This window comes from Streptomyces sp. NPDC002513 (genome assembly GCF_053595355.1).
In genome coordinates, this window is the sequence record NZ_JBSFXK010000063.1 from 24,822 (window position 1) to 43,372 (window position 18,551).

Here is an 18,551-nt window from a genome sequence, read left to right on the forward strand (position 1 = left end):
CACCGCTCGTCAGGCGCCCTCCGCTCGTCCCACCACCTTCCCCATGGAGCCGGGATCGCTCTCATCCCGCGGGGCCGGGGCTCGGCCGAGGTGGCCGAGCCCCTGGGGCCGGGCGAACCCGACCGGCCCCGTTGCCCTGCTGCCGGGAGCCGGACCGGTCACCAGTCCACGGCGATGTACTTGCTCTCGGTGAACTCCAGCAGGCCGTCGGGCCCGCCCTCGCGCCCGAGACCGGACTGCTTGACACCGCCGAACGGCGCGGCCGGGTCCGACACGACCGGGCGGTTGAGGCCGACCATGCCGGACTCCAGCGCCTCGGACACCCGAAGCCCCTCGGCCAGGTCCCCGGTGTAGACGTAGGACACCAGGCCGTACTCGGTGTCGTTGGCCATCCGGATCGCCTCGTCGAGGTCGTCGAAGGCAACGACGGGCGCGACCGGGCCGAAGATCTCCTCCGACAGGATGGGCGCGTCCTGGGGAACGTCGCCCAGCACGGTCGGCAGGTAGAAGTATCCGGCGCGGTCGGGGGCCGTCCCTCCGGCGAGGAGCCGGGCGCCGGCGTCGACGGTCCCCGCGACGAGTTCACCGACCTTCTTCCGCGCCGACTCGTTCACCAGCGGTCCGACGTCCACGCCCGCTGTCAGTCCGGGCCCGACCGTGAGTGCGGTCATGGCCGAGGCGAGGCGGCGGCCGAACTCCTCGGCGATCGAGGCATGGACGTAGAAGCGGTTGGCGGCCGTGCACGCCTCCCCGCCGTTGCGCATCTTGGCGACCATGGCTCCGGCGACGGCCCGGTCGAGGTCGGCACCGGCGAGCACCAGGAACGGGGCGTTCCCACCGAGTTCCATGGAGGCGTTCACCACCGACCCGGCCGCCTGGCGCAGCAGTTCGCGCCCGACCTCCGTGGAACCGGTGAACGACACCTTGCGGACCCGCGGGTCGGCGAGCAGGACCTCGGCGAGCCGGGCGGAGCGGCGTGAGGGGACCACGTTGACCACACCGTCCGGCACGCCCGCCTCCACGAGCAGCGCCCCCAGCGCGAGCGCGGTCAGCGGAGTGTCGGAGGCCGGCTTGAGGACGACGGTGCAGCCCGCCGCCAGAGCAGGGCCGATCTTGCGGGTGGCCATGGCGGCGGGGAAGTTCCACGGCGTGATGAGCAGCGCGACGCCCACGGGCTGGCGCAGCACCATGATCTTGTTGGTACCGGAGGGCGCCGTCTGGACGGTGCCCGTCGCGCGTACCGCCTCCTCGGCGTACCAGCGGAAGAACTCCGCCGCGTACGCCACCTCGGCACGTGCGTCGGCCAGGGCCTTGCCGTTCTCCCTGACGATGAGTTCGGCGAAAGCGTCGGCGCGCTCCGTCATCAGTTCGAACGCCCGCCGCAGGATCTCGCCGCGCTCGCGCGGCGCCGTGGCCCGCCAGGCGTCCAGGGCGGTGTGCGCGGCGTCCACGGCCGCCACGGCGTCCTCCGTGGTGGCGTTCGCGACCTCCGCGAGAGGTTCGGCGTACGCGGGGTCGACCACCTCCAGGGTTCCGCCGTCACCGGCCGGCGTCCACCGGCCGCCGATGAGCAGTTGAGTCGGGGTGTCCATAGAAGTACTCACGATCGGTCTCCCGGAGCCGGTCAGTCGACGCTCTTCGCGACGGTCTCGACGATGCGGGCGGTGCTCGGGAGGGTCGCGTCCTCCAGGGCGTCGGCGGCCGGCAGCGGCACATGCGGTGTGGTGATCCGCACCAGCGGCCCGTCCAGGGTGGTGAAGCCCTCCTCCGCGACGATCGACACCAGCTCCGCGCCCCAGCCGCACAGCCGGGGGTTCTCCTCGACGGTGAACAGACGGCCGGTGTGCTCCAGGGAGCCGAGCACCGTGCTGACGTCGAGCGGAACCAGACTGCGCAGATCGATGACGGTGGCGTCGATGCCGTGCTGCTGCCGGAGCTGCTCGGCGGCGGCGAGCGTGCGGGGCACCATCAGACCGAGCGAGACCAGCGTGACGTCGCCGCCGTGCCGCAGCACACGCGCCTTGCCGAGCTCGTCGACGATGTCGCCCTCGGGCACCTCGGCCTTGGTGGGGTACAGACCCTTGGCCTCCAGGAAGAGCACGGGGTCGGGGTCACGGACGGCGGCCGCCATCAGACCGACGACGTCGGTGGGGTTGGAGGGGACGACCACCTTGAGGCCGGGCACGGCCATCGCCCAGTTGGCGATGTCCTGGGAGTGCTGCGCGCCGAAGCGCAGACCGCCGCCGTTGCCGGACTTGATGACCAGGGGGAAGGACATCTGGCCGTTCGTCATGTACCGCGACTTGGCGATCTGGTTCACCACGATGTCCCAGCAGACCGCGAAGAAGTCGGAGAACATGATCTCGGCGATGGGTCGCAGGCCGGTCATGGCCGCGCCCATCGCGGCGCCCAGGATCGCCTGCTCGGAGATGGGCGTGTCGCGCACACGGGCCGGACCGAACTCGTCCAGCAGGCCGGCCGTCGTCTTGAACACGCCCCCGGCGGCGGCGATGTCCTCGCCGAGGAAGACGATCGACTCGTCCCGCCGCATCTCCTGCGCGATGCCGCGGGCGACCGCGTCGCGGTAGGTCAGTTGCGCCATGTTGCACCTCCGTCAGCCCACACGTCCTTGAACACCAGGTCCACACCCGGTTGCGGTCCCGCCTTGGCCTGCTCGGTCGCCTCGTCCACCAGGCGGGCCGATTCAGCCTCGATGTCGCCGAGGACCGACTCCGCGACACCGAGATCGAGCAGCCGCTGCCGGTAGGCGGGGAGAGGGTCGCGTTTCAGCCATGCCTCGACCTCCGCCGCGGGGCGGTACTTGGCCGGGTCGGCCCGTGAGTGGCCGCCGTGCCGGTAGGTCTTGGCCTCGATGAGGGAGGGGCCCTCGCCGGAGCGTGCCCGCGCCAGGGCGGCGGCCGCGGTCTCGTACACCGCGTCGGGGTCGTTGCCGTCGACGGTGACCGGCGACAGGCCGTACGCCGCGGCCCGGTCGGCCGCCGGGTTCGGCACGGCGGTCACCGAGCCGATCGGCGTGTACTCCATGTACAGGTTGTTCTCGCACACGAACACCACGGGCAGCTTCCAGACCGCCGCCAGGTTCAGCGCCTCGTGAAAGGCGCCGATGTTCGTCGTGCCGTCGCCGAAGAAGCAGACGGCTACCTGCCCGGTGCCGCGGTGCTGGGCCGACCAGGCGGCTCCGGTGGCGATCGGCAGATGCGCGCCGATGATGGCGTACGACCCCATCATCCCGTGCTCGACGGACGTCAGATGCATGCTGCCGCCCTTGCCGGCCATCAGGCCGTTGGCACGGCCCATCAGCTCGGCCAGGATGCCGGTCATCGGTACGCCGCGGGCGAGGGTGTGGGCGTGGCCGCGGTAGGTGGCGAAGGTGTAGTCGTCAGGTCGCATCGCGACGCCGAAGCCGGCGGCGATGGCCTCCTGGCCGAGGGACAGGTGGCTGGTGCCCTTGACGAGGTTCTGCAGGAACAGGTCGTATGCGCGCTTCTCCATGCCGCGCATCCGCACCATCTGCTGGTAGAGCGCCAGACGGGTGGGCTCGTCGATGTCCGGCGCGGTGTGCCGGGTCTGCGGGGTTGTCACGATCCCGTACCTCCTTTCCGGTGGGTCTAGTAGGGGTTGGCGACGAACAGCTCCTGCGCGGGGAACAGGGTGAGGACACGCGCGCCGTCGGCGGTGACCACGACCTCCTCCTCGATGCGCGCGGCGGAGTAGCCGTCCGAGGCCGGGCAGTACGTCTCGAGCGCGAAGACCATGCCTTCCTGGATCTCCGCCGGGTGCTCGAGGGAGTTCAGGCGGCTGATGATGGGCCGCTCGTGCAGGCCCAGCCCCAGCCCGTGGCCGAACTGCAGGCCGAAGCAGTCCATTTCGGTGGCGAATCCGAAGTCGGTGGCCTTGGGCCAGGCCTTGGCGATGACGTCGGTGGTCTGCCCGGGGCGTACGAGCTCGATGGCGGCGTCGATCCACTCGCGTGCCCTGGTGTAGGCGTCGCGCTGGCTGGGGGTGGAGGAGCCGACGTTCAGGGTGCGGTAGTAGCAGGTGCGGTAGCCGTTGTACGACTGGATGATGTCGAAGAAGCAGGTGTCGCCGGGCCGGATGAGACGGTCGGTGAAGTTGTGCGGATGGGGGTTGCACCGCTCCCCGGACACGGCGTTGATGGCCTCCACGTCGTCCGAGCCCTGCTCGTAGAGGTACTTGTTGGCCAGCGCGACGATGTCGTTCTCGCGCACACCGGGCTTGAGGGCCTCGGAGATCTGCTGGTAGGCGCCGTCGACCATCGCCGCGGCCTGCGACAGCAGCATGATCTCGTCGGGGTTCTTCACGGCGCGGGCGTCCAGCATGACCTGCTGGGCGTCGACGACGGTGAGCCCGGCGTCCTGCATCTCGAACAGGAACGGCGGCTCGACGATGTCGATGCCGATGGGCGCGTCGGCGACGCCGTGGTCGGCCAGGATGCCTTTCAGCTCGGCGATCGCGCGTCGCATCAGACCCACTTCGGGTGCGACGGCGCCGCGCAGGCCCAGCATTCCGGCGCGGCAGTTCTCCGGCTGCAGCCAGGGTGCGTACAGCTGGTGGTGGCGGGCGGCGGAGCCGAAGTCCCAGACCATCGGCTCGTGGTCGCGGGTCAGCAGCGCGTAGCGGGTCATCTTGTCCCGCGACCACTCACCGATCATGGTGCCGGTGACATAGCGGATGTTGTTGACGTCGAAGAGCAGGACCGCGCCCAGCTCCGAGGCGTCCAGGGCGGCGCGGGCGCGGGACAGCCGATAGGCGCGCAGTCGGTCGAAGTCGACACGGGTCTCGAAGTCGACGGCGGTGTGCCCGGGGGCCGCCGACAGCTGGGTGATGGTCACCATCTTCTCCTGGTGGTGTGAAGGTGTGGTTTACGAGGCGCTCAGGCCGTCGGAGACATCCGCCTCCTCGGGCACGAGGGTGAGCCCGGCCGAGCGGGCGGCCTCCAGGAGCAGGACCGCGAAGTCGGTGTCCTCGTAGCCACGGCCGACGGACTGCTGGACGATCTGGTGGGTCAGCGCCGCGACCGGCATCGGGACTTCCAGTTCCCGGGCCGCGGCGAGGCCGAGGTCGAAGTCCTTGCGCAGCAGTTGGGGCGTGAACGTCGGCGTGAAGTCGAGGTTCACGTAGGCGGGGGTCTTGTAGCGGGTGAAGACCGAGCCGAGGACGGAGCCGTTGAGGAAGTCCAGGAACGCGGCCCGGCTCACACCCCCCTTCTCGGCCAGGATGGTGATCTCGGCCATCGACTGGGCGACGACACCGAGGAAGATGTTGTGCGCGAGCTTCACCAGGCGGGCCACGTCGTCCGGCCCGGCGTAGGTGACCGAGGCGGCGATGATGCCGAGCAGCGGCTCGACCTCGTCGAAGACCTCGCGGGGGCCGGAGACGACCGTGGAGAGACGGCCTGCCTTGACGACCTTGGCGTTGCCCGACACGGGGGCCACGAGCAGCGCGGTGCCGGCCTTCTCCGCCTCCTTCCGTACCTGTGCCGAGACGTCCTGGGAGACGGTGGAGGAGTCGACGAGGATTCGGGGCTTGGCGGACTGCCGCAGGATGCCCTGCTCGCCGAGGGTGACCTCGGCGAAGTCCTTGCTCGCGCTGACCATGGTGAACACGATGTCGCGGTCGGCCAGTTCCGCGGCGCTGTCCACGATGGTGGCGCCCAGCTCGCTCAGCGGCTCGCACTTGCTGCGGGTGCGGTTGTAGACGGTGACGTCGTGGCCCGCGCGCAGGAGGCGGGACACCATGGCGTAGCCCATGCGGCCGGTGCCGGCCCAGCCGATGGTGGGACGAGTCGTGCTGTCGGTCATGAGTCAGTCCTGTCGGGTGCGGTCGCCGGCGGGCGACGGGAGGGAGGAGGCGAGAGGTGTGGCGGGCCGGGCTGCGGCCCCGAGGTACAGCCGGCCGACCTCCGGATCGGAGAGCAGATCGGCGCCGGTGCCCGTCAGGGCGACCCGGCCGCCCTCGAGGACGACGCCGGTGTGCGAGACGGCCAGGCCGGAACGGGCGTTCTGCTCCACCAGGAGGACGGAACGCCCGGCGGCCGCGAGGTCCGCGACGCTGCGGAAGACGGCGACACGGGACTTGGGGTCGAGCCCGATGGAGGGCTCGTCCAGGAGGATGAGGACGGGGTCGAGCATCAGGGTCCGCGCGATCTCGACGGTCTTCTGCTCGCCGCCGGACAGGGAGCCGGCGTGGGCGCTCGCCCGGTCGGCCACCATCGGGAAGGAGGCGGCGATGTGCTCCCAGCGCTCGGCGATCAGGCGCCGGTCGCGCAGGACGTAGCCGCCCATCTCGACGTTCTCCCGCACGGTCATCGCCGGGAAGAGGCTGCGGTCCTGCGGTACGTGGACGATGCCGCGCAGGAGCCGTTCCCGGGCACTGAGCCGCGAGATGTCCTCGCCCCGGAAGGTGACGGTGCCCGAGGCCGGCTTCAGCAGCCCCGAAATCGTCTTCAGGGTCGTGGACTTGCCCGAGCCGTTGGGCCCGATGAGGCAGGTGACCTGTCCGGCGGCGACCGTCAGGTCGACGCCCTTGAGGATCAGGCCCGCGCCGTATCCGGCTGTGACGCCGTCCAGAGTGAGCAGCGCGTTCGCGGGTTCGGAGGTGGTGTCGGTCATCATTCCCCCAGGTAGGCGTCGAGCACCCGGGGATCGGCCTGGATGTCGGCGGGTACACCGGCCGCGATGGGCCGGCCGCGGTCGAGGACGACGACGGGGTCGCACAGCCGCATCACCAGCGGCATGTCGTGCTCGACGATCAGGAAGGTGACTCCCTGCTCGTTCCTGCTGCGCACATGGCGCTCCATCGTCTCGATCATCACCGGGTTGACGCCCGCGGTCGGTTCGTCGAGCAGCACCAGCCGTGGATCCGCCATCAGCACGGCGGCGAACTCGCACAGCTTGCGCTGGCCGTAGGAGAGTTCGGCCGCCTTCAGGTCGGCCTTGGCCGACAGCCCGAAGTCATCGAGCAGTTCGTCGGCGCGGGCCCGGTCGGCCCGGGCGGCGCGCGGGGCGAGCAGTCCGGTCCAGCGGTGCCCCGCGGCGGCGATCAGGTTCTCCCGTACGCTGAGCGAGCCGAAGATCCGGGCCTGCTGGAACGTGCGGGTGAGTCCGCGGCGGTAGAGCACCGCCGGGTCCGGGTGCTGGTAGGTGGTGCCCGCGAACCGGAGCGAGCCGGAGTCGGCGCCCAGATATCCGGTGATCATGTTGAACGCGGTCGTCTTGCCCGATCCGTTGGGACCGATGAGCGCCGTCACCGAGCCTTCCTCGACGTCGAACGAGCAGTCGTCCACCGCCCGCACCCCGCCGAAGGACTTGGTCAGTCCGCGCACTTCGAGGAGTGTCGTCATCGTCCGCTCACCCGCTTTCCGATCCGGTCCGCGAGCGAGGGCAGGATGCCGCGGGGCAGCACGAGCATCACCACCAGGAACAGGGCCGCGTATCCCACCAGGTGCAGCGAGTTGGCGCCGAGCCGGTAGGCGAGGTACTGCTGCACCGGCACGACGAGGAACGCCCCCAGCACCGGCCCCCACAACGTCCCCCGCCCGCCCAGGTACACCATGAGCACCATGCCGATGGTCACCAGCGGGTCCACCGCGAACGGCGGGTAGACGAAGGACACGTAGTACGCCCACACCGCGCCCACCGCACCGGTGAGTCCGACCGACAGCGCGAACGCCGCGAGCTTGGCCACCGCCGTGGGGGCCCCGATGCCGCGGGACTTGTCCTCGTCGTCGCGGACGGTCGCCAGGATCAGGCCCAGCCGCGACCGCATGACAAAAGCGGTCACCGCGACGGCGACGGCGAGCAGGGCCACCAGCACGTAGTAGAAGGGGAAGGCGAAGTAGGCGGCGCTGAAGGGAGCCGGACCGATCCCGATGCCCTGCGCGCCCCCGGTGAGCCCGCGGACGTTGAACGCGAGCGTCTGGACGACGAAGACCAGGGTGATCGTGACGATCGCGAAGGTCGCGGCTCTGGTGCGCATGGCGATCCAGGCGACCGGCAGCCCCAGCAGTGCGGTACCGACGGCCACGGCCGGCAGCGCGATGAAGGGCTCCCAGCCGGAGACGGGCGGGTGGTTGTGGAACCAGATCGCCTCGCCGTAGGCGCCGATGCCGAAGAACGCCGCGTGGCCGAGGGAGGGATAGCCGGCGAGGCCGCCCACCAGGTTCCAGGCGCTCGCCATGGTGGCGTACATGAGCGTGAAGATCAGCAGGTTGACGATCCACGCCTGGCCCACGGTCCAGGGCGCGGCCAGCAGCGCCGCGAAGACGACGACCGGCACTGCGATGCGCCAGAGCCGCGAACGGCGTACGAGTTCGGAGCGGGAGCCTGCGGCCACAGGCGTCGCGGAGAGGGTTGACGTCACAGCGCCCCCCGAAGTCGTGTTCCGAACAGCCCCTGCGGGCGCAGCAGCAGGACGAGGAGCAGCGCCGTGAAGAAGGTGAATCCGGCCCATGACGGTGACCAGGTCGCAGCCACCACCGCCTCGGCGACGCCCATCAGCACGCCGGCCACGACGGCACCGCCGAGGCTGCCGAGTCCGCCGAGGACGACGATCGCCAGGAGCCGTGCGATGAGGTCGTAGTGGCTGCTCGAGTTGAAGGGGTAGACCAGGCCGAACACCGCTCCGGCGGCTCCGGCGGTCGCCGTGCCCAGGCCGAAGCCGAACGCGGAGATGCGTTCGGGGTTGACGCCCAGCAGCCGGGCCGCGGTCGGGTTCTGCACGGTGGCCCGCACCGAGGCACCGAAGCGGGTGCGGTGCAGCAGCAGCCACAGCCCGCCCAGGACGACGAGGGACAGCCCGAAGGCCGCCAGCCTCGTCACCGGCAGCCGGTAGTCGCCCAGGTGCCAGGCCGCGTCGCGGTAACCGGTGTTGATGGAGCGGAAGGTCGTCTTGTACACCGACGCCAGCACGCCTTCGATGGCAAGGGCGACGGCGAACATGACGAGCAGACTCAGCTCACCCCCACCGCTCCCGAGCGGCCGGAGAAACACCCATTGGATGACGGCCCCGAGCACGAACATCACGGGGGTGACGATCAGGATGCCGACGAACGGGTCGATTCCGGCCCAGGTGAACAGCGAGTACGACAGGTAGGCGCTGAGGACCACCAGCGCGCCCTGCGCCAGGTTGATCACCCGCATGATGCCGAAGACAAGGGTCTGGCCGCTGGCCATCAGGGCGTAGACACCGCCGGTGAGGATGCCCAGCAGGACCGCTTGGATGAAGGTGTGCACAACCGCTCACTCCCCCCAGGCCGGCTTCGCGGTGACCGGCTTGGCGGCTGCCACGTCGGCCGGGTACACCGGCGTCAACCGCTGCTTCTGCCACTGGACGAGGGTGTAGTGGCTCTTCGGCTCGCCGTTGGCGTCCCAGGAGAGGTTGCCGATCGGCGTCTGCCACGTGCCCGAGTGCAGTGCGGAGATGATGGTCTTGTTGTCGATCTTCCCGGTCTTCTTCGCGACGTTTTCGATCAGCGTGCCGACCGAGTACGCCTCGGCGCTGGTCGTGTCGATGTCCGTCTCCGCGCCGCCGTACTTGGCGAGGTACGCCTTGACGAACTCGGGGGCCCCGGGCTGCCGGGAGCCGGCGAACCAGTCACCGGTGGTGAAGATGCCCTCGGTGTTGTTCTTGCCGACCTTGTCGGGGAACTCCACCGGGTTGTTGGCGCCGTTGGAGACGAACAGCCAACGGGGGTTGAAGCCCAGCTGGATCATCGCCTTGACCTGGCCGTAGGCGTCCTCGGACTGCGTTCCGGCGACGAGCAGATCGGGCTTGGCGGCCGCCACCTTGGTGATGACCGGGGTCAGGTCGGTCAGGTTGTCGGGGTAGGTCTGCGAGTACACCGTCTTGATACCGGCCGCTTCCAGGCGCTTGCGGACGTTGTCGGCGAGCGGCGTGGCGAACGGGTCGTCAAGTGACGCGTACGCGGCGGTCTTCGGGCGCTTGGCGGGCGGCAGTGAGAGCAGGTAGTCGACGAAGATGTCGCCCTGTCTGACGATGGCGGCGGGCTGGACGAAGAAGAGGTTGTCCAGGTGCTGGGCGAACACCTTCGGCCCGCCGCCGGCCGGCTCGAGGAAGGCGTAGCCGTAGCGCTTGGCCACCTGCGAGGCAGGGATGGTCAGCAGGCTGGAGTAAGGGCCGACGACCAGATCGACCTTGTCCTTGGTGATCAGGTTGGTGTAGTTCGTCGTGACCTGGTTCGGGTTGGACGTGTCATCGACGATCTTGACGGAGACCTTGCGCCCGAGCACACCGCCTCGGGCGTTGACGTCGGACGCCCACAGGTCGTAGCCGCGCTTGGCGGCCTTGCCGGGATCGGCGAAGTCCCCCGTCAGGGAGAGCGAGATGCCGATCGTCAGCGTCTTCTTGTCGGGGCCACTGCCCGCCCCCTGGGCGGGTCCCCCGGTCGCGGGTCCGCAGGCGGCCAGCGCCACCGCGGTCGTGGCCGCCAGGGCCCCCAGGACCCCGCGGCGGCTCCACCGGTGTCCACTGAGCCTCAACAACAATCGATTGTCTTTCATGGCGAGCCGTCCCTACGCTCGAAGAGAGGGGGTATTCATGGCCATTCAGGGCAATGCAACGGTGCACCGCACGGGGTCGTGCCGTACCGCTGCGCAATCGGTTGCCGCGAAGTTAGGCTCGCGGCCAAGGGGTGTCAAGATGTCCGGCAACCACTGATGCAATCCATTGCCATCGCCCTGATGCAATCCATTGCCATCGCGCTGTTCCCGGCCTTACGGTGGGGCCTGTGACGAGGTTGAGCGACGTGGCGCGAGCGGCCGGCGTCCATCCCGGCACGGCGTCGAGAGCCCTGAATCCCGACACCCGCCACCGGGTGTCGACGGCGACGGCAACACGGGTGCTGGCAGCGGCCGAAAGCCTGGGCTACCAGCCGAACTCCGTCGCGCGTGCCCTGCGCACCCGGCGCTCCCGGATGGTCGCGATCCTCATCCCCGACCTGACCAACCCGTTCTTCCCTCCCATCGTCAGAGGCGCGGAGGAAGCGCTCGCCGTCGCGGGTTACTCGGCGCTGCTGGTCAGCACGGACAACGACGAGGACAAGGAGGCACGGCTCTTCGCGGAGCTGCGCGGTCGTCAGTGTGACGGCTTCCTGGTCGCGACCGCGCGCCGCGAGCACCCCCTGCTCGAGCGCGCGGCGGCGGACGGGGTGCCGATGGTGCTCGTCAACCGGGTCCTGGACGATCGGAGGACACCGTCGGTCGCGGTGGACGAGGCGATCGGCGTCGACGCCGTCGTCCGGCACCTCACCGGTCTCGGACACCGGCGCATCGCCCACCTCGCGGGCCCGCAGGAACTGTCGACCGGGCTGATCCGGCGCCGCATCTTCCTCGACTCCTGTGAGCACGCCGGGCTGGACCCCCGGCACACCCCCGTCGTCGACGCCACCGCATTCAGCGAGGCCGCGGGCACCGCGGCCATGGACGAACTCCTGACCGCATACCGAGGTCACGAACGTCCCACAGCCGTGTTCGCCGCGAACGACCTGGTGGCCCTCGGGGCACTGGACGCGCTCGCGGCGTTCGGGCTGCGGTGCCCCGAGGACATGTCCGTGGTGGGCTTCAACGACATGCCGTTCCTGCCCCGGATGATCCCGCCGCTGACGACGGTGCGCGTGCCCCAGCAGGAAATCGGTGCCGAGGCCGCACGCATGCTGCTGAAGTGCATCGAACAACCGGGACCGCCCCGGTCGCTGCTGCTCGGCTGCGAACTGGTCGTCCGCGCCTCCACTGGCCCCGCGCCGCGGGGCTGACGGGCCGTCCGTTCAGGCATCTGCCCAGGCAGGGCGCACGGTGTCCGCCCACGCCATCCCGCGGTCTCCAGTGGGCAGGCCGCACTCCTGGGCACCGTCCCGCGGCCCGGCGGGGACGGGGCCCGTGAGCAGTGCTCGGGCGCAGGTGCCGAAGTCCGCCACCAGGCGACTGCGCTCGCCCGCCCGCGTCGCCCGCACCACATGGCTCGGCTCGACGCCCTCCAGCGGGATCGCGGATCAACGATCAAGAGCTGGACGCCTCACCGCCGACCATGCGCGAACTCGTCAGCGAGCGCCCTCGTCCTCAGACCCCAACGAGCTCGTTGTGTGCCCGAATTGGCGCAGGCACCGGACCGCGAGGTCGGCTGGGGAGTTGGGTCCCTGGACTCCGGCCTCCGTGCCGGCCCACGTCTCCAGGGCGATCCGGATCGCGTCGGTGGCGGCGGCCGCGGTGAGCCGTACCGTCAAATCCTCGGCGCGCCCGCCCGAGAGCCGGGCGATCACCGGGGCGAGTCGTTCCTCGGATTCCTGGTTGACCCGGTACCAGACCGCCCGCAGCGCGGGATCTTCGGCCGCGGCCCGCAGTAGCCCCCGCGTACGCAGCAGTGCCTGGGTGGCCTCCTCGTCCGGTGGGAGCAGCGCCTGCTCGACCGCTGACTCCAGCGCCTGGGGGAGTGACGTTCCCGGCTTCGTGGCCTCCAGCAGCGCCCGCCAGCGGTCGGCACCGATCGCGAGCAGGGGGCTCACGGCATCCTCTTTGGAGCGGAAATACCGGTAGAAGGTCCGCAGTGCGATCCCCGCACGCCGGGCGATCTCCTCGGCCGTCGTGCCATGCGGTCCGCGCGTGGCGAACAGCTCCACCGCAGCGTTCGCGATCTCGAGCTGCGTGGCGGCCTTGCGGCGCTCGGTCAAGGAAGGGGACGCGGGGGTGCTCACTGCACAAGGATACGGCTCGAGGTCCCAGTTTGGCATGCCCTGACAAAGTGGCAAAGTGTGCCACCTCGGCGTAACGTGTATGACGATTGAGAACCCGAAGGCGAGAGAGCCGACGTCATAGGGCTCTGGCTGGACATCTCAGGCTCGGTTTGGAGAACACATGAACCGCTACGAAGGCCGTCGAGTCCTGGTTACCGGTGGTGGCTCGGGCATCGGTCAGGCCACCGTGCTGCGCATCCTCGCGGAGGGCGGCGCCGTCGTGGCCGCGGACGTCAGCGAGCAAGGTCTGAAGGACACCGTCAAGAAGGCGGGCGCCGACGCGGACCGCCTCACGACGCTCGTCATCGACATAGCCGACGAGACCTCGGTGCGCGACGGAGTCGCCGCTGCCGTCACCACACTCGGTGGTCTGGACGTGCTGGTCAACGCGGCCGGGATCTTGCGCTCCTCGCACACCCACGAGACGAGCCTCGAGGGCTTCACCCGCGTCATCCAGGTCAACCTCGTCGGCACCTTCCTCGTGATCCGCGAGTCCATCCCGGCGTTGCTGGAGAGCCGGGGTGCGGCGGTCATCAACTTCAGTTCGACCTCCGCGATGTTCGCGCACCCCTACATGGCCGCGTACGCGGCGAGCAAGGGCGGCATCCAGTCCATGACGCACGCGCTCGCCAGCGAGTACGCCAAGCAGGGCATCCGCTTCACCGCTGTCCAGCCCGGGTCCATCTCCTCCGGCATGACCGACGGCAGCGGTGCGAGCAAGCAGAGCGTGGGACCGGGGCTGCCCGAGGACGCCGACATGAGCCTGTTCATGAAGCTCTCCCCGGCGCTTGGCCAGGGGTTCGCCGGCCCTGAGACGGTGGCATCCGTGGTTGCGATGCTCGGCTCCGACGACGGCAGTTTCATCACCGGCACCGAGGTCCGCGTCGACGGCGGCACCCACTTCTGAAGACGGCCCCGGTGGCGGCCTGGGGCCACGCTTGAGGACGTACGGCTACGGCGCACGAGAGCGGCGCTGTCCGCCGTCGATCCCGTGAAGACCGTGGCCCCTTCCATCGACGTCCGTCCCGTAGGGATGACAACAACGAAGGAGCGAATCATGAACGACCTCACCGGTAAGAGCGTGATCATCACCGGCGGAGCCCGCGGCCTCGGTGCCGAAGCGGCCCGTCAGGCGATCGCGGCCGGAGCCAATGTGGTGATCACCGATGTGCTGAGCGACGAAGGCAGCGTTGCCGCCGAGGAACTCGGCAGCAACGCCCGCTTCCTGCAACACGACGTCACCTCCGAGGAGGACTGGCATCGGGTCGCCGACTTCACGGTCGCCGAGTTCGGCGGGATCCACGGCCTCGTCAACAACGCTGGAGTCTCGACCGGCCAGCTCCTGGAGTCCGAGTCGGTGGAGCACTTCCGCAAGGTGCTCGACATCAACCTCACCGGAGTCTTCATCGGCATGAAGACCGTGATTCCCGCGATGAAGGAGAACGGTGGCGGTTCGATTGTCAACATATCCTCTGCGGCGGGCCTGATGGGCCTCGCGCTGACGGCTGGTTACGGCGCCTCCAAGTGGGGCGTGCGGGGGCTGACGAAGATCGGCGCGGTGGAGCTGGGTACGGCCCGAATCCGAGTGAACTCGGTTCACCCGGGCATGACGTACACCCCGATGACCGCGTCCGTCGGCATCGAGAAGGGCGAGGGCAAGTACCCGAACACGCCGATGGGCCGGATCGGCGAGCCGTCCGAGATCGCGGGCGCCGTGGTGTACCTGCTGTCAGACGCCGCGTCCTACGTCACGGGCGCGGAACTGGCAGTGGACGGCGGCTGGACCGCCGGACCGACCGTCAAGTACGTCATGGGGCATTGACATCCTCCCCTCCCTGATGTTATCCACGGGGCTCAGCCACACCTCATCTACGTACTGAACGAGCAGTGACCCCCCTCAACCTTGCTCGTTGATGAAGAGGTATCAGCAGGCTCTCATCAACGAGCAGGAACGAGGGGGAGATGGCCTACACCCTTGCTCTCCGACCGCCGGGGGAACGCCGTACCTGGACCGTGGTCGGCGAGGACTACAAGACGGTCGCCCCGGTCGAGGAGTGGCTTGAGGCCCACCGCCGGTACTGGTCGCCGAACACCGTCCGGTCGTACGCAACGAGCCTGGCCCAGTGGTGGACCTTCCTGGAACAGTGCGGGGAGGCCGACAAGTGGAGCTCGGTCGGCGTCCCCGTTGTCGCCGGGTACCTGTCGTGGCTGCGGAACGGCCGGACCGTCGAGCACGCCCTCACCGCCGCCGGGGACGGGCCCTCGCCCGAGACGCTTGAGGCCAGGCTCGGCGCTCTGATCTCCTTCTACAAGTGGCAGGACGCCATCAACGACGTTCCCGTGGCCGCCAAGCTCTTGCGCGGAGCCCCGCGCAGGGCACCGGCCCGAGGACTGCTGTCTCACCTGGACGCTCGCACCGCGCCAGGCCCGTCGTCGCTCGTCCGCGTCCGCACCGTCAAGCGCCGCGACCGGCCCCCGATCCTCCTCCCACAGCAGGTACAGGCGATCATCGATGGCTGCGCGACCTACCATCCCGCCTCCGGCGAATGGGTCGGCAACCTGCGCGACCGGTTCCTCTTCGCGCTCCTGGCCGAGACCGGGATGCGGCTCGGCGAGGCCTTGGGGATGCACATCCGCGAGTTCGTCATGGGCCGAGGCAGCACACCGCACGTGGAGGTTGTCCCCCGCGACGACAATCCCAATGACGCCCGCGTGAAGATGCTCAGGCCCCGCCGCGTCTACGTTGGCAGCGACCTCGAGCGCCTCTACGCCGACTACCTCACCCATCTCGCAATGAGGGCCGCCGACCTCGGAATGCCCATCGACCCCGGCGATCCGCTGTTCGTCAACCTCGACCGGCCGCCCTACCTGGCCGCCATGCGTGAGGGCACCGTCCGCGACAAGGTGGCCACCCTCAAGCGCAAGGGCACAGGCCCCGCCGACTGGACTCCGCACTGGTTCCGGCACACCCACGCCACCGCACTCCTCATCGGCGGCACCCCAGAGTGGGTCGTCTCCCGCCGCCTCGGACACGCCCACGTTCAAACCACTCTGGATCTCTACGGCTGGGTCACCGAAGACGAGGCCCTGCAGGCGGCAGCGAACTGGAAGAACTACACCGACGGCTGGAAGGTCAACGTTGATGCGCTCTGACGCACTCCTCCGCGTCGTTCCCAACCAGGCGTCCCAGGACCCGCTCTCGCGGGTCTTGGCGGACCTGCCGGCCGAATGGGACGGCGAAGTCCTTGGCCCCGGCATCGACGGCTGGGAAGAACGGGCCGAGCAGGGGCGAGGTGCTTCTATCAAGCTCAGCGGGCTGCCCTATCGGCTGCGAACCGAGCGGGCATGGATGGCTCACTGGCAGTTCCGCGACGGCGCAAGGGTCAGCGTCGGCGCCTTCAACCAGATCGCCAAGACCCTTGTATGGGCAGCAGAGCACGGCCGAACCGTGCGGTCGCTCGCAGACCTCGATCTGACGGCATTCTGCAAGCTCCACGGAGCGTGGTTCGAGTCCCAGCATGGAAGGCTTCCCGGGGCGGCAAAGGACCGACTGGGAGCGATCTTCAGCTATGCGCGACTCGCCCTGACCGCCCGGCTCAACGAGGGCCCCTGGTGGAAGCTGGATGTCTGGTATCCCCGCTGCGACCCGCGCATTCCTCTCAGGGCTCGGGAGCCAAAGGCGTCTGAGCGGTGTTCGCCGGGGCAAGTGGACATCCCATGGCTCCGGGAAACGATCAAGTTTTGTCTTGGAACCGCACTGGAATCGGGAGCCTTGACCTGGAGCACTGTCACCAAGCGGACCCCCTGCCTGGCTCGGTTCGGGAAGTGGGCGGCAGCCCTGGATACCCCCGGCGGATGCGTTGTCCCTCGCTCCTGCTTTCCGCCGCTGGACGAGCGCCCCGGAGACACGCCCCAGGCTCGCCGGTCAGCCCGTCAGGCCCCGCAACGTGAACGATGAGCTTCGGGCCGTCGTCGCGTTGATGAGGTTCGTGCTGGACAACCGGGAAGAATGCCAAAAGATCAGCGGCCCGTCGCCCTGGGATGACCTCACTGAGCTGCATCCAGCAATCTGGACTCGCCAGATCACCCGCAGCCCGAGCGCCCCGCTGGTGAATGACGAGCACTACATCGATGACCAGGCCCTCTCGCAGATCACCGCATACCTGCCGGTGATCGGCGCCAGCACCGACAAGAAGGTCACCGTCGCTCTCAACGGCACAGAGAAGATGCTGAAGGGCTGGGGTGACCCTCAAGCCATGCGGATGCTGCTGTTGCAGATCCTCACCGGCCGCAGGGCAAGCGAGATCAGCCTGTGCGACTTCGACTGCCTCTCGCCAGCCACCGATCGGGCCATCGAGGCAGCCGAGGGCGAGCAGGTCGCACGCTTCCGCTATGCACAGAGCAAGATCGACCGGGCGCCGGACACGATCCTCGTGGACGCCGAAGTTGTGGCGGTGATCGAAGAACAGCAGCAGTGGGTCCGCGACCACTTCCCTGGCCTCGAGGTCCGCTATCTCTTTCTCCAACGTGCCGCCAACAGCAACGGAACCAAGCCCTACGGAAGCTCCAACTACCGTCGAGCCCTGCGGGAGTTCAGTGAGCTGATCGACATCACCGACAGCAAGGGCCGCACGGTCCAGGTCAGCAAGACCCACCGGTTCCGGCACACCCGGATCACTCGGCTCGCCGAGCTGGGTCTTCCGGTTCACGTCCTCCAGCGGTATGCCGGGCACTCCAACCCGACCATGTCCATGCACTACGTGGCCCGGCGCGAGGAGCACTCCGAGCAAGCGTTCTTGGCCACCAGGAAGTTCAAGGCGGACGGCACCGCCGTGACGTTCTCCCGCGAGGACCACGACGGGATGCAACTGTTCAACCGGGCAGACCGCTTCCTGCCGCACGGCTACTGCCTGCTTCCTCCGCTCCAGTCCTGCGACAAGGGCAACGCCTGCCTGACCTGCTCGGTGTTCGTCACCGACTCAAGCCACCTGGAGACGCTGCGGCGACAACTCGCCGAGACCGAGGCCCTGATCCAGCGGCAGACCAGCGCGTTCCAGGCCCGGCACGGCAGGCCGATGCCCGCCGACAACGTGTGGCTCGTCCAGCGCAACGCCGAGCGTGACGCCCTGGCGAAGCTGCTGACCTCCATGCAGGAGAGCCCCGGGCGGCCCTGCCAGGGCGCCGGAAGCCCGACCGCCGGGCCGACCCCGATCACGATCGACACCACCCGCCACCGGAGGACGTGGCCGTGAACGACAACCGACAGCAGAGGATCGACACCCTCAAGCAAGCCGCCCGCCGCAAGTCGGAGGAGAAGGTGAAGGCCGCCGAGGCGGCCATACGGCGGCTGGTCAAGCGCGGCAAGCAGGTGACCTTCCAGGCCGTCCAGCGCGAGGCCGGCGTCTCGCAGAACTTTCTCTACAAAAACGCCGAGCTGCGGGCGAGGATCGAGCACCAGCGACGCACGCACCGACCGGCACCCCGGCCGGTCCCGACGCAGGGCGACAGCGGCAACAACATCGTGGCCGCGCTGACGGCCGAGGTCGCCCGACTGAAGAACCAGCACCGTCAGGAGGTCACCGAGCTACGGAAGGCGCTGGAGCAGGCGCACGGGGAGAACCTGGCTCTCCGCCGCGAACTTGAGCGCCGAGGGTGGTCGCCCCGCTAGCCCCAAGGCCGTTCAGTTTGTGGGTGGGTGGGGTTTGTCAAGGTAGCCGCGAGCTGTGGTTTCGCCGGACATGAGGAGCGGAGCCCCGGTAGAACT

General features: G+C 69.2%; 17 protein-coding genes. 6 read left to right on the plus strand and 11 right to left on the minus strand.

All coding sequences use genetic code 11. The features are described from left to right. Window positions 1-158: 158 nt before the first annotated feature. The 10 genes from ACWD5Q_RS29455 to ACWD5Q_RS29500 are packed head-to-tail and all read right to left on the minus strand — an operon-like array spanning window position 159 to window position 10,562. Window positions 159-1,592, minus strand: a complete 1,434-nt coding sequence (locus tag ACWD5Q_RS29455; protein ID WP_451430122.1) for an NAD-dependent succinate-semialdehyde dehydrogenase — start codon at window positions 1,590-1,592, stop codon at window positions 159-161. Between the two features lie 32 nt (window positions 1,593-1,624). Then, window positions 1,625-2,602, minus strand: coding sequence for an alpha-ketoacid dehydrogenase subunit beta (locus tag ACWD5Q_RS29460; RefSeq protein WP_451430106.1), 978 nt, complete (start codon window positions 2,600-2,602; stop codon window positions 1,625-1,627). Beyond that, window positions 2,590-3,603, minus strand: a complete 1,014-nt coding sequence (locus ACWD5Q_RS29465; protein ID WP_451430107.1) for a thiamine pyrophosphate-dependent dehydrogenase E1 component subunit alpha — start codon at window positions 3,601-3,603, stop codon at window positions 2,590-2,592. Before ACWD5Q_RS29465 ends, ACWD5Q_RS29460 begins: the two co-directional genes overlap by 13 nt. Before the next feature lie 26 nt (window positions 3,604-3,629). Further along, complete coding sequence (locus ACWD5Q_RS29470; protein WP_451430108.1) at window positions 3,630-4,877, minus strand: M24 family metallopeptidase; 1,248 nt, start codon at window positions 4,875-4,877, stop codon at window positions 3,630-3,632. 27 nt (window positions 4,878-4,904) lie between these two features. Continuing rightward, window positions 4,905-5,843, minus strand: coding sequence for an NAD(P)-dependent oxidoreductase (locus tag ACWD5Q_RS29475; RefSeq protein WP_451430109.1), 939 nt, complete (start codon window positions 5,841-5,843; stop codon window positions 4,905-4,907). 3 nt (window positions 5,844-5,846) lie between these two features. Further along, window positions 5,847-6,656 (minus strand): ABC transporter ATP-binding protein, encoded by an 810-nt coding sequence (locus ACWD5Q_RS29480; protein WP_451430110.1) that lies wholly within the window; start codon window positions 6,654-6,656, stop codon window positions 5,847-5,849. Next, the gene (locus ACWD5Q_RS29485) at window positions 6,653-7,384 is read right to left on the minus strand and encodes an ABC transporter ATP-binding protein (RefSeq protein ID WP_451430111.1); all 732 of its coding nucleotides are present in this window, start codon (window positions 7,382-7,384) and stop codon (window positions 6,653-6,655) included. Before ACWD5Q_RS29485 ends, ACWD5Q_RS29480 begins: the two co-directional genes overlap by 4 nt. Then, window positions 7,381-8,403 (minus strand): branched-chain amino acid ABC transporter permease, encoded by a 1,023-nt coding sequence (locus ACWD5Q_RS29490; protein ID WP_451430112.1) that lies wholly within the window; start codon window positions 8,401-8,403, stop codon window positions 7,381-7,383. The genes ACWD5Q_RS29485 and ACWD5Q_RS29490 overlap by 4 nt, the downstream gene beginning before the upstream one ends. Continuing rightward, the gene (locus tag ACWD5Q_RS29495) at window positions 8,400-9,275 is read right to left on the minus strand and encodes a branched-chain amino acid ABC transporter permease (protein ID WP_451430113.1); all 876 of its coding nucleotides are present in this window, start codon (window positions 9,273-9,275) and stop codon (window positions 8,400-8,402) included. The genes ACWD5Q_RS29490 and ACWD5Q_RS29495 overlap by 4 nt, the downstream gene beginning before the upstream one ends. A 6-nt stretch (window positions 9,276-9,281) precedes the next feature. Then, entirely contained in the window at window positions 9,282-10,562 is a 1,281-nt protein-coding gene (locus ACWD5Q_RS29500; protein ID WP_451430114.1) for an amino acid ABC transporter substrate-binding protein, read from the minus strand. Window positions 10,563-10,789: 227 nt separating this feature from the next. Between ACWD5Q_RS29500 and ACWD5Q_RS29505 the strand changes: the two genes are divergently transcribed. Then, window positions 10,790-11,812: a LacI family DNA-binding transcriptional regulator gene (locus ACWD5Q_RS29505; RefSeq protein ID WP_451430115.1), complete on the plus strand. Its 1,023-nt coding sequence runs from the start codon at window positions 10,790-10,792 to the stop codon at window positions 11,810-11,812. 285 nt (window positions 11,813-12,097) lie between these two features. On the opposite strand, the gene ACWD5Q_RS29510 is transcribed toward ACWD5Q_RS29505, so the two are convergent. Beyond that, window positions 12,098-12,748, minus strand: coding sequence for a TetR family transcriptional regulator (locus ACWD5Q_RS29510; RefSeq protein WP_451430116.1), 651 nt, complete (start codon window positions 12,746-12,748; stop codon window positions 12,098-12,100). A gap of 160 nt (window positions 12,749-12,908) precedes the next feature. Between ACWD5Q_RS29510 and ACWD5Q_RS29515 the strand changes: the two genes are divergently transcribed. The 5 genes from ACWD5Q_RS29515 to ACWD5Q_RS29535 all read left to right on the plus strand — a co-directional run bounded on the left by ACWD5Q_RS29515 (window position 12,909) and on the right by ACWD5Q_RS29535 (window position 18,455). Beyond that, the gene (locus ACWD5Q_RS29515) at window positions 12,909-13,694 is read left to right on the plus strand and encodes an SDR family NAD(P)-dependent oxidoreductase (protein WP_451430117.1); all 786 of its coding nucleotides are present in this window, start codon (window positions 12,909-12,911) and stop codon (window positions 13,692-13,694) included. A 150-nt stretch (window positions 13,695-13,844) separates the two neighbouring features. Beyond that, on the plus strand, window positions 13,845-14,609 hold the full coding sequence (locus ACWD5Q_RS29520; protein ID WP_451430118.1) for a glucose 1-dehydrogenase: 765 nt from the start codon (window positions 13,845-13,847) through the stop codon (window positions 14,607-14,609). A gap of 140 nt (window positions 14,610-14,749) precedes the next feature. After that, a complete protein-coding gene (locus ACWD5Q_RS29525) occupies window positions 14,750-15,940 on the plus strand; it encodes a tyrosine-type recombinase/integrase (RefSeq protein WP_451430119.1) in 1,191 nt (396 codons plus the stop codon). Between the two features lie 794 nt (window positions 15,941-16,734). Beyond that, entirely contained in the window at window positions 16,735-18,039 is a 1,305-nt protein-coding gene (locus ACWD5Q_RS29530; RefSeq protein ID WP_451430120.1) for a tyrosine-type recombinase/integrase, read from the plus strand. Then, window positions 18,036-18,455, plus strand: a complete 420-nt coding sequence (locus ACWD5Q_RS29535; protein ID WP_451430121.1) for a DUF6262 family protein — start codon at window positions 18,036-18,038, stop codon at window positions 18,453-18,455. Before ACWD5Q_RS29530 ends, ACWD5Q_RS29535 begins: the two co-directional genes overlap by 4 nt. Window positions 18,456-18,551 lie beyond the last annotated feature (96 nt).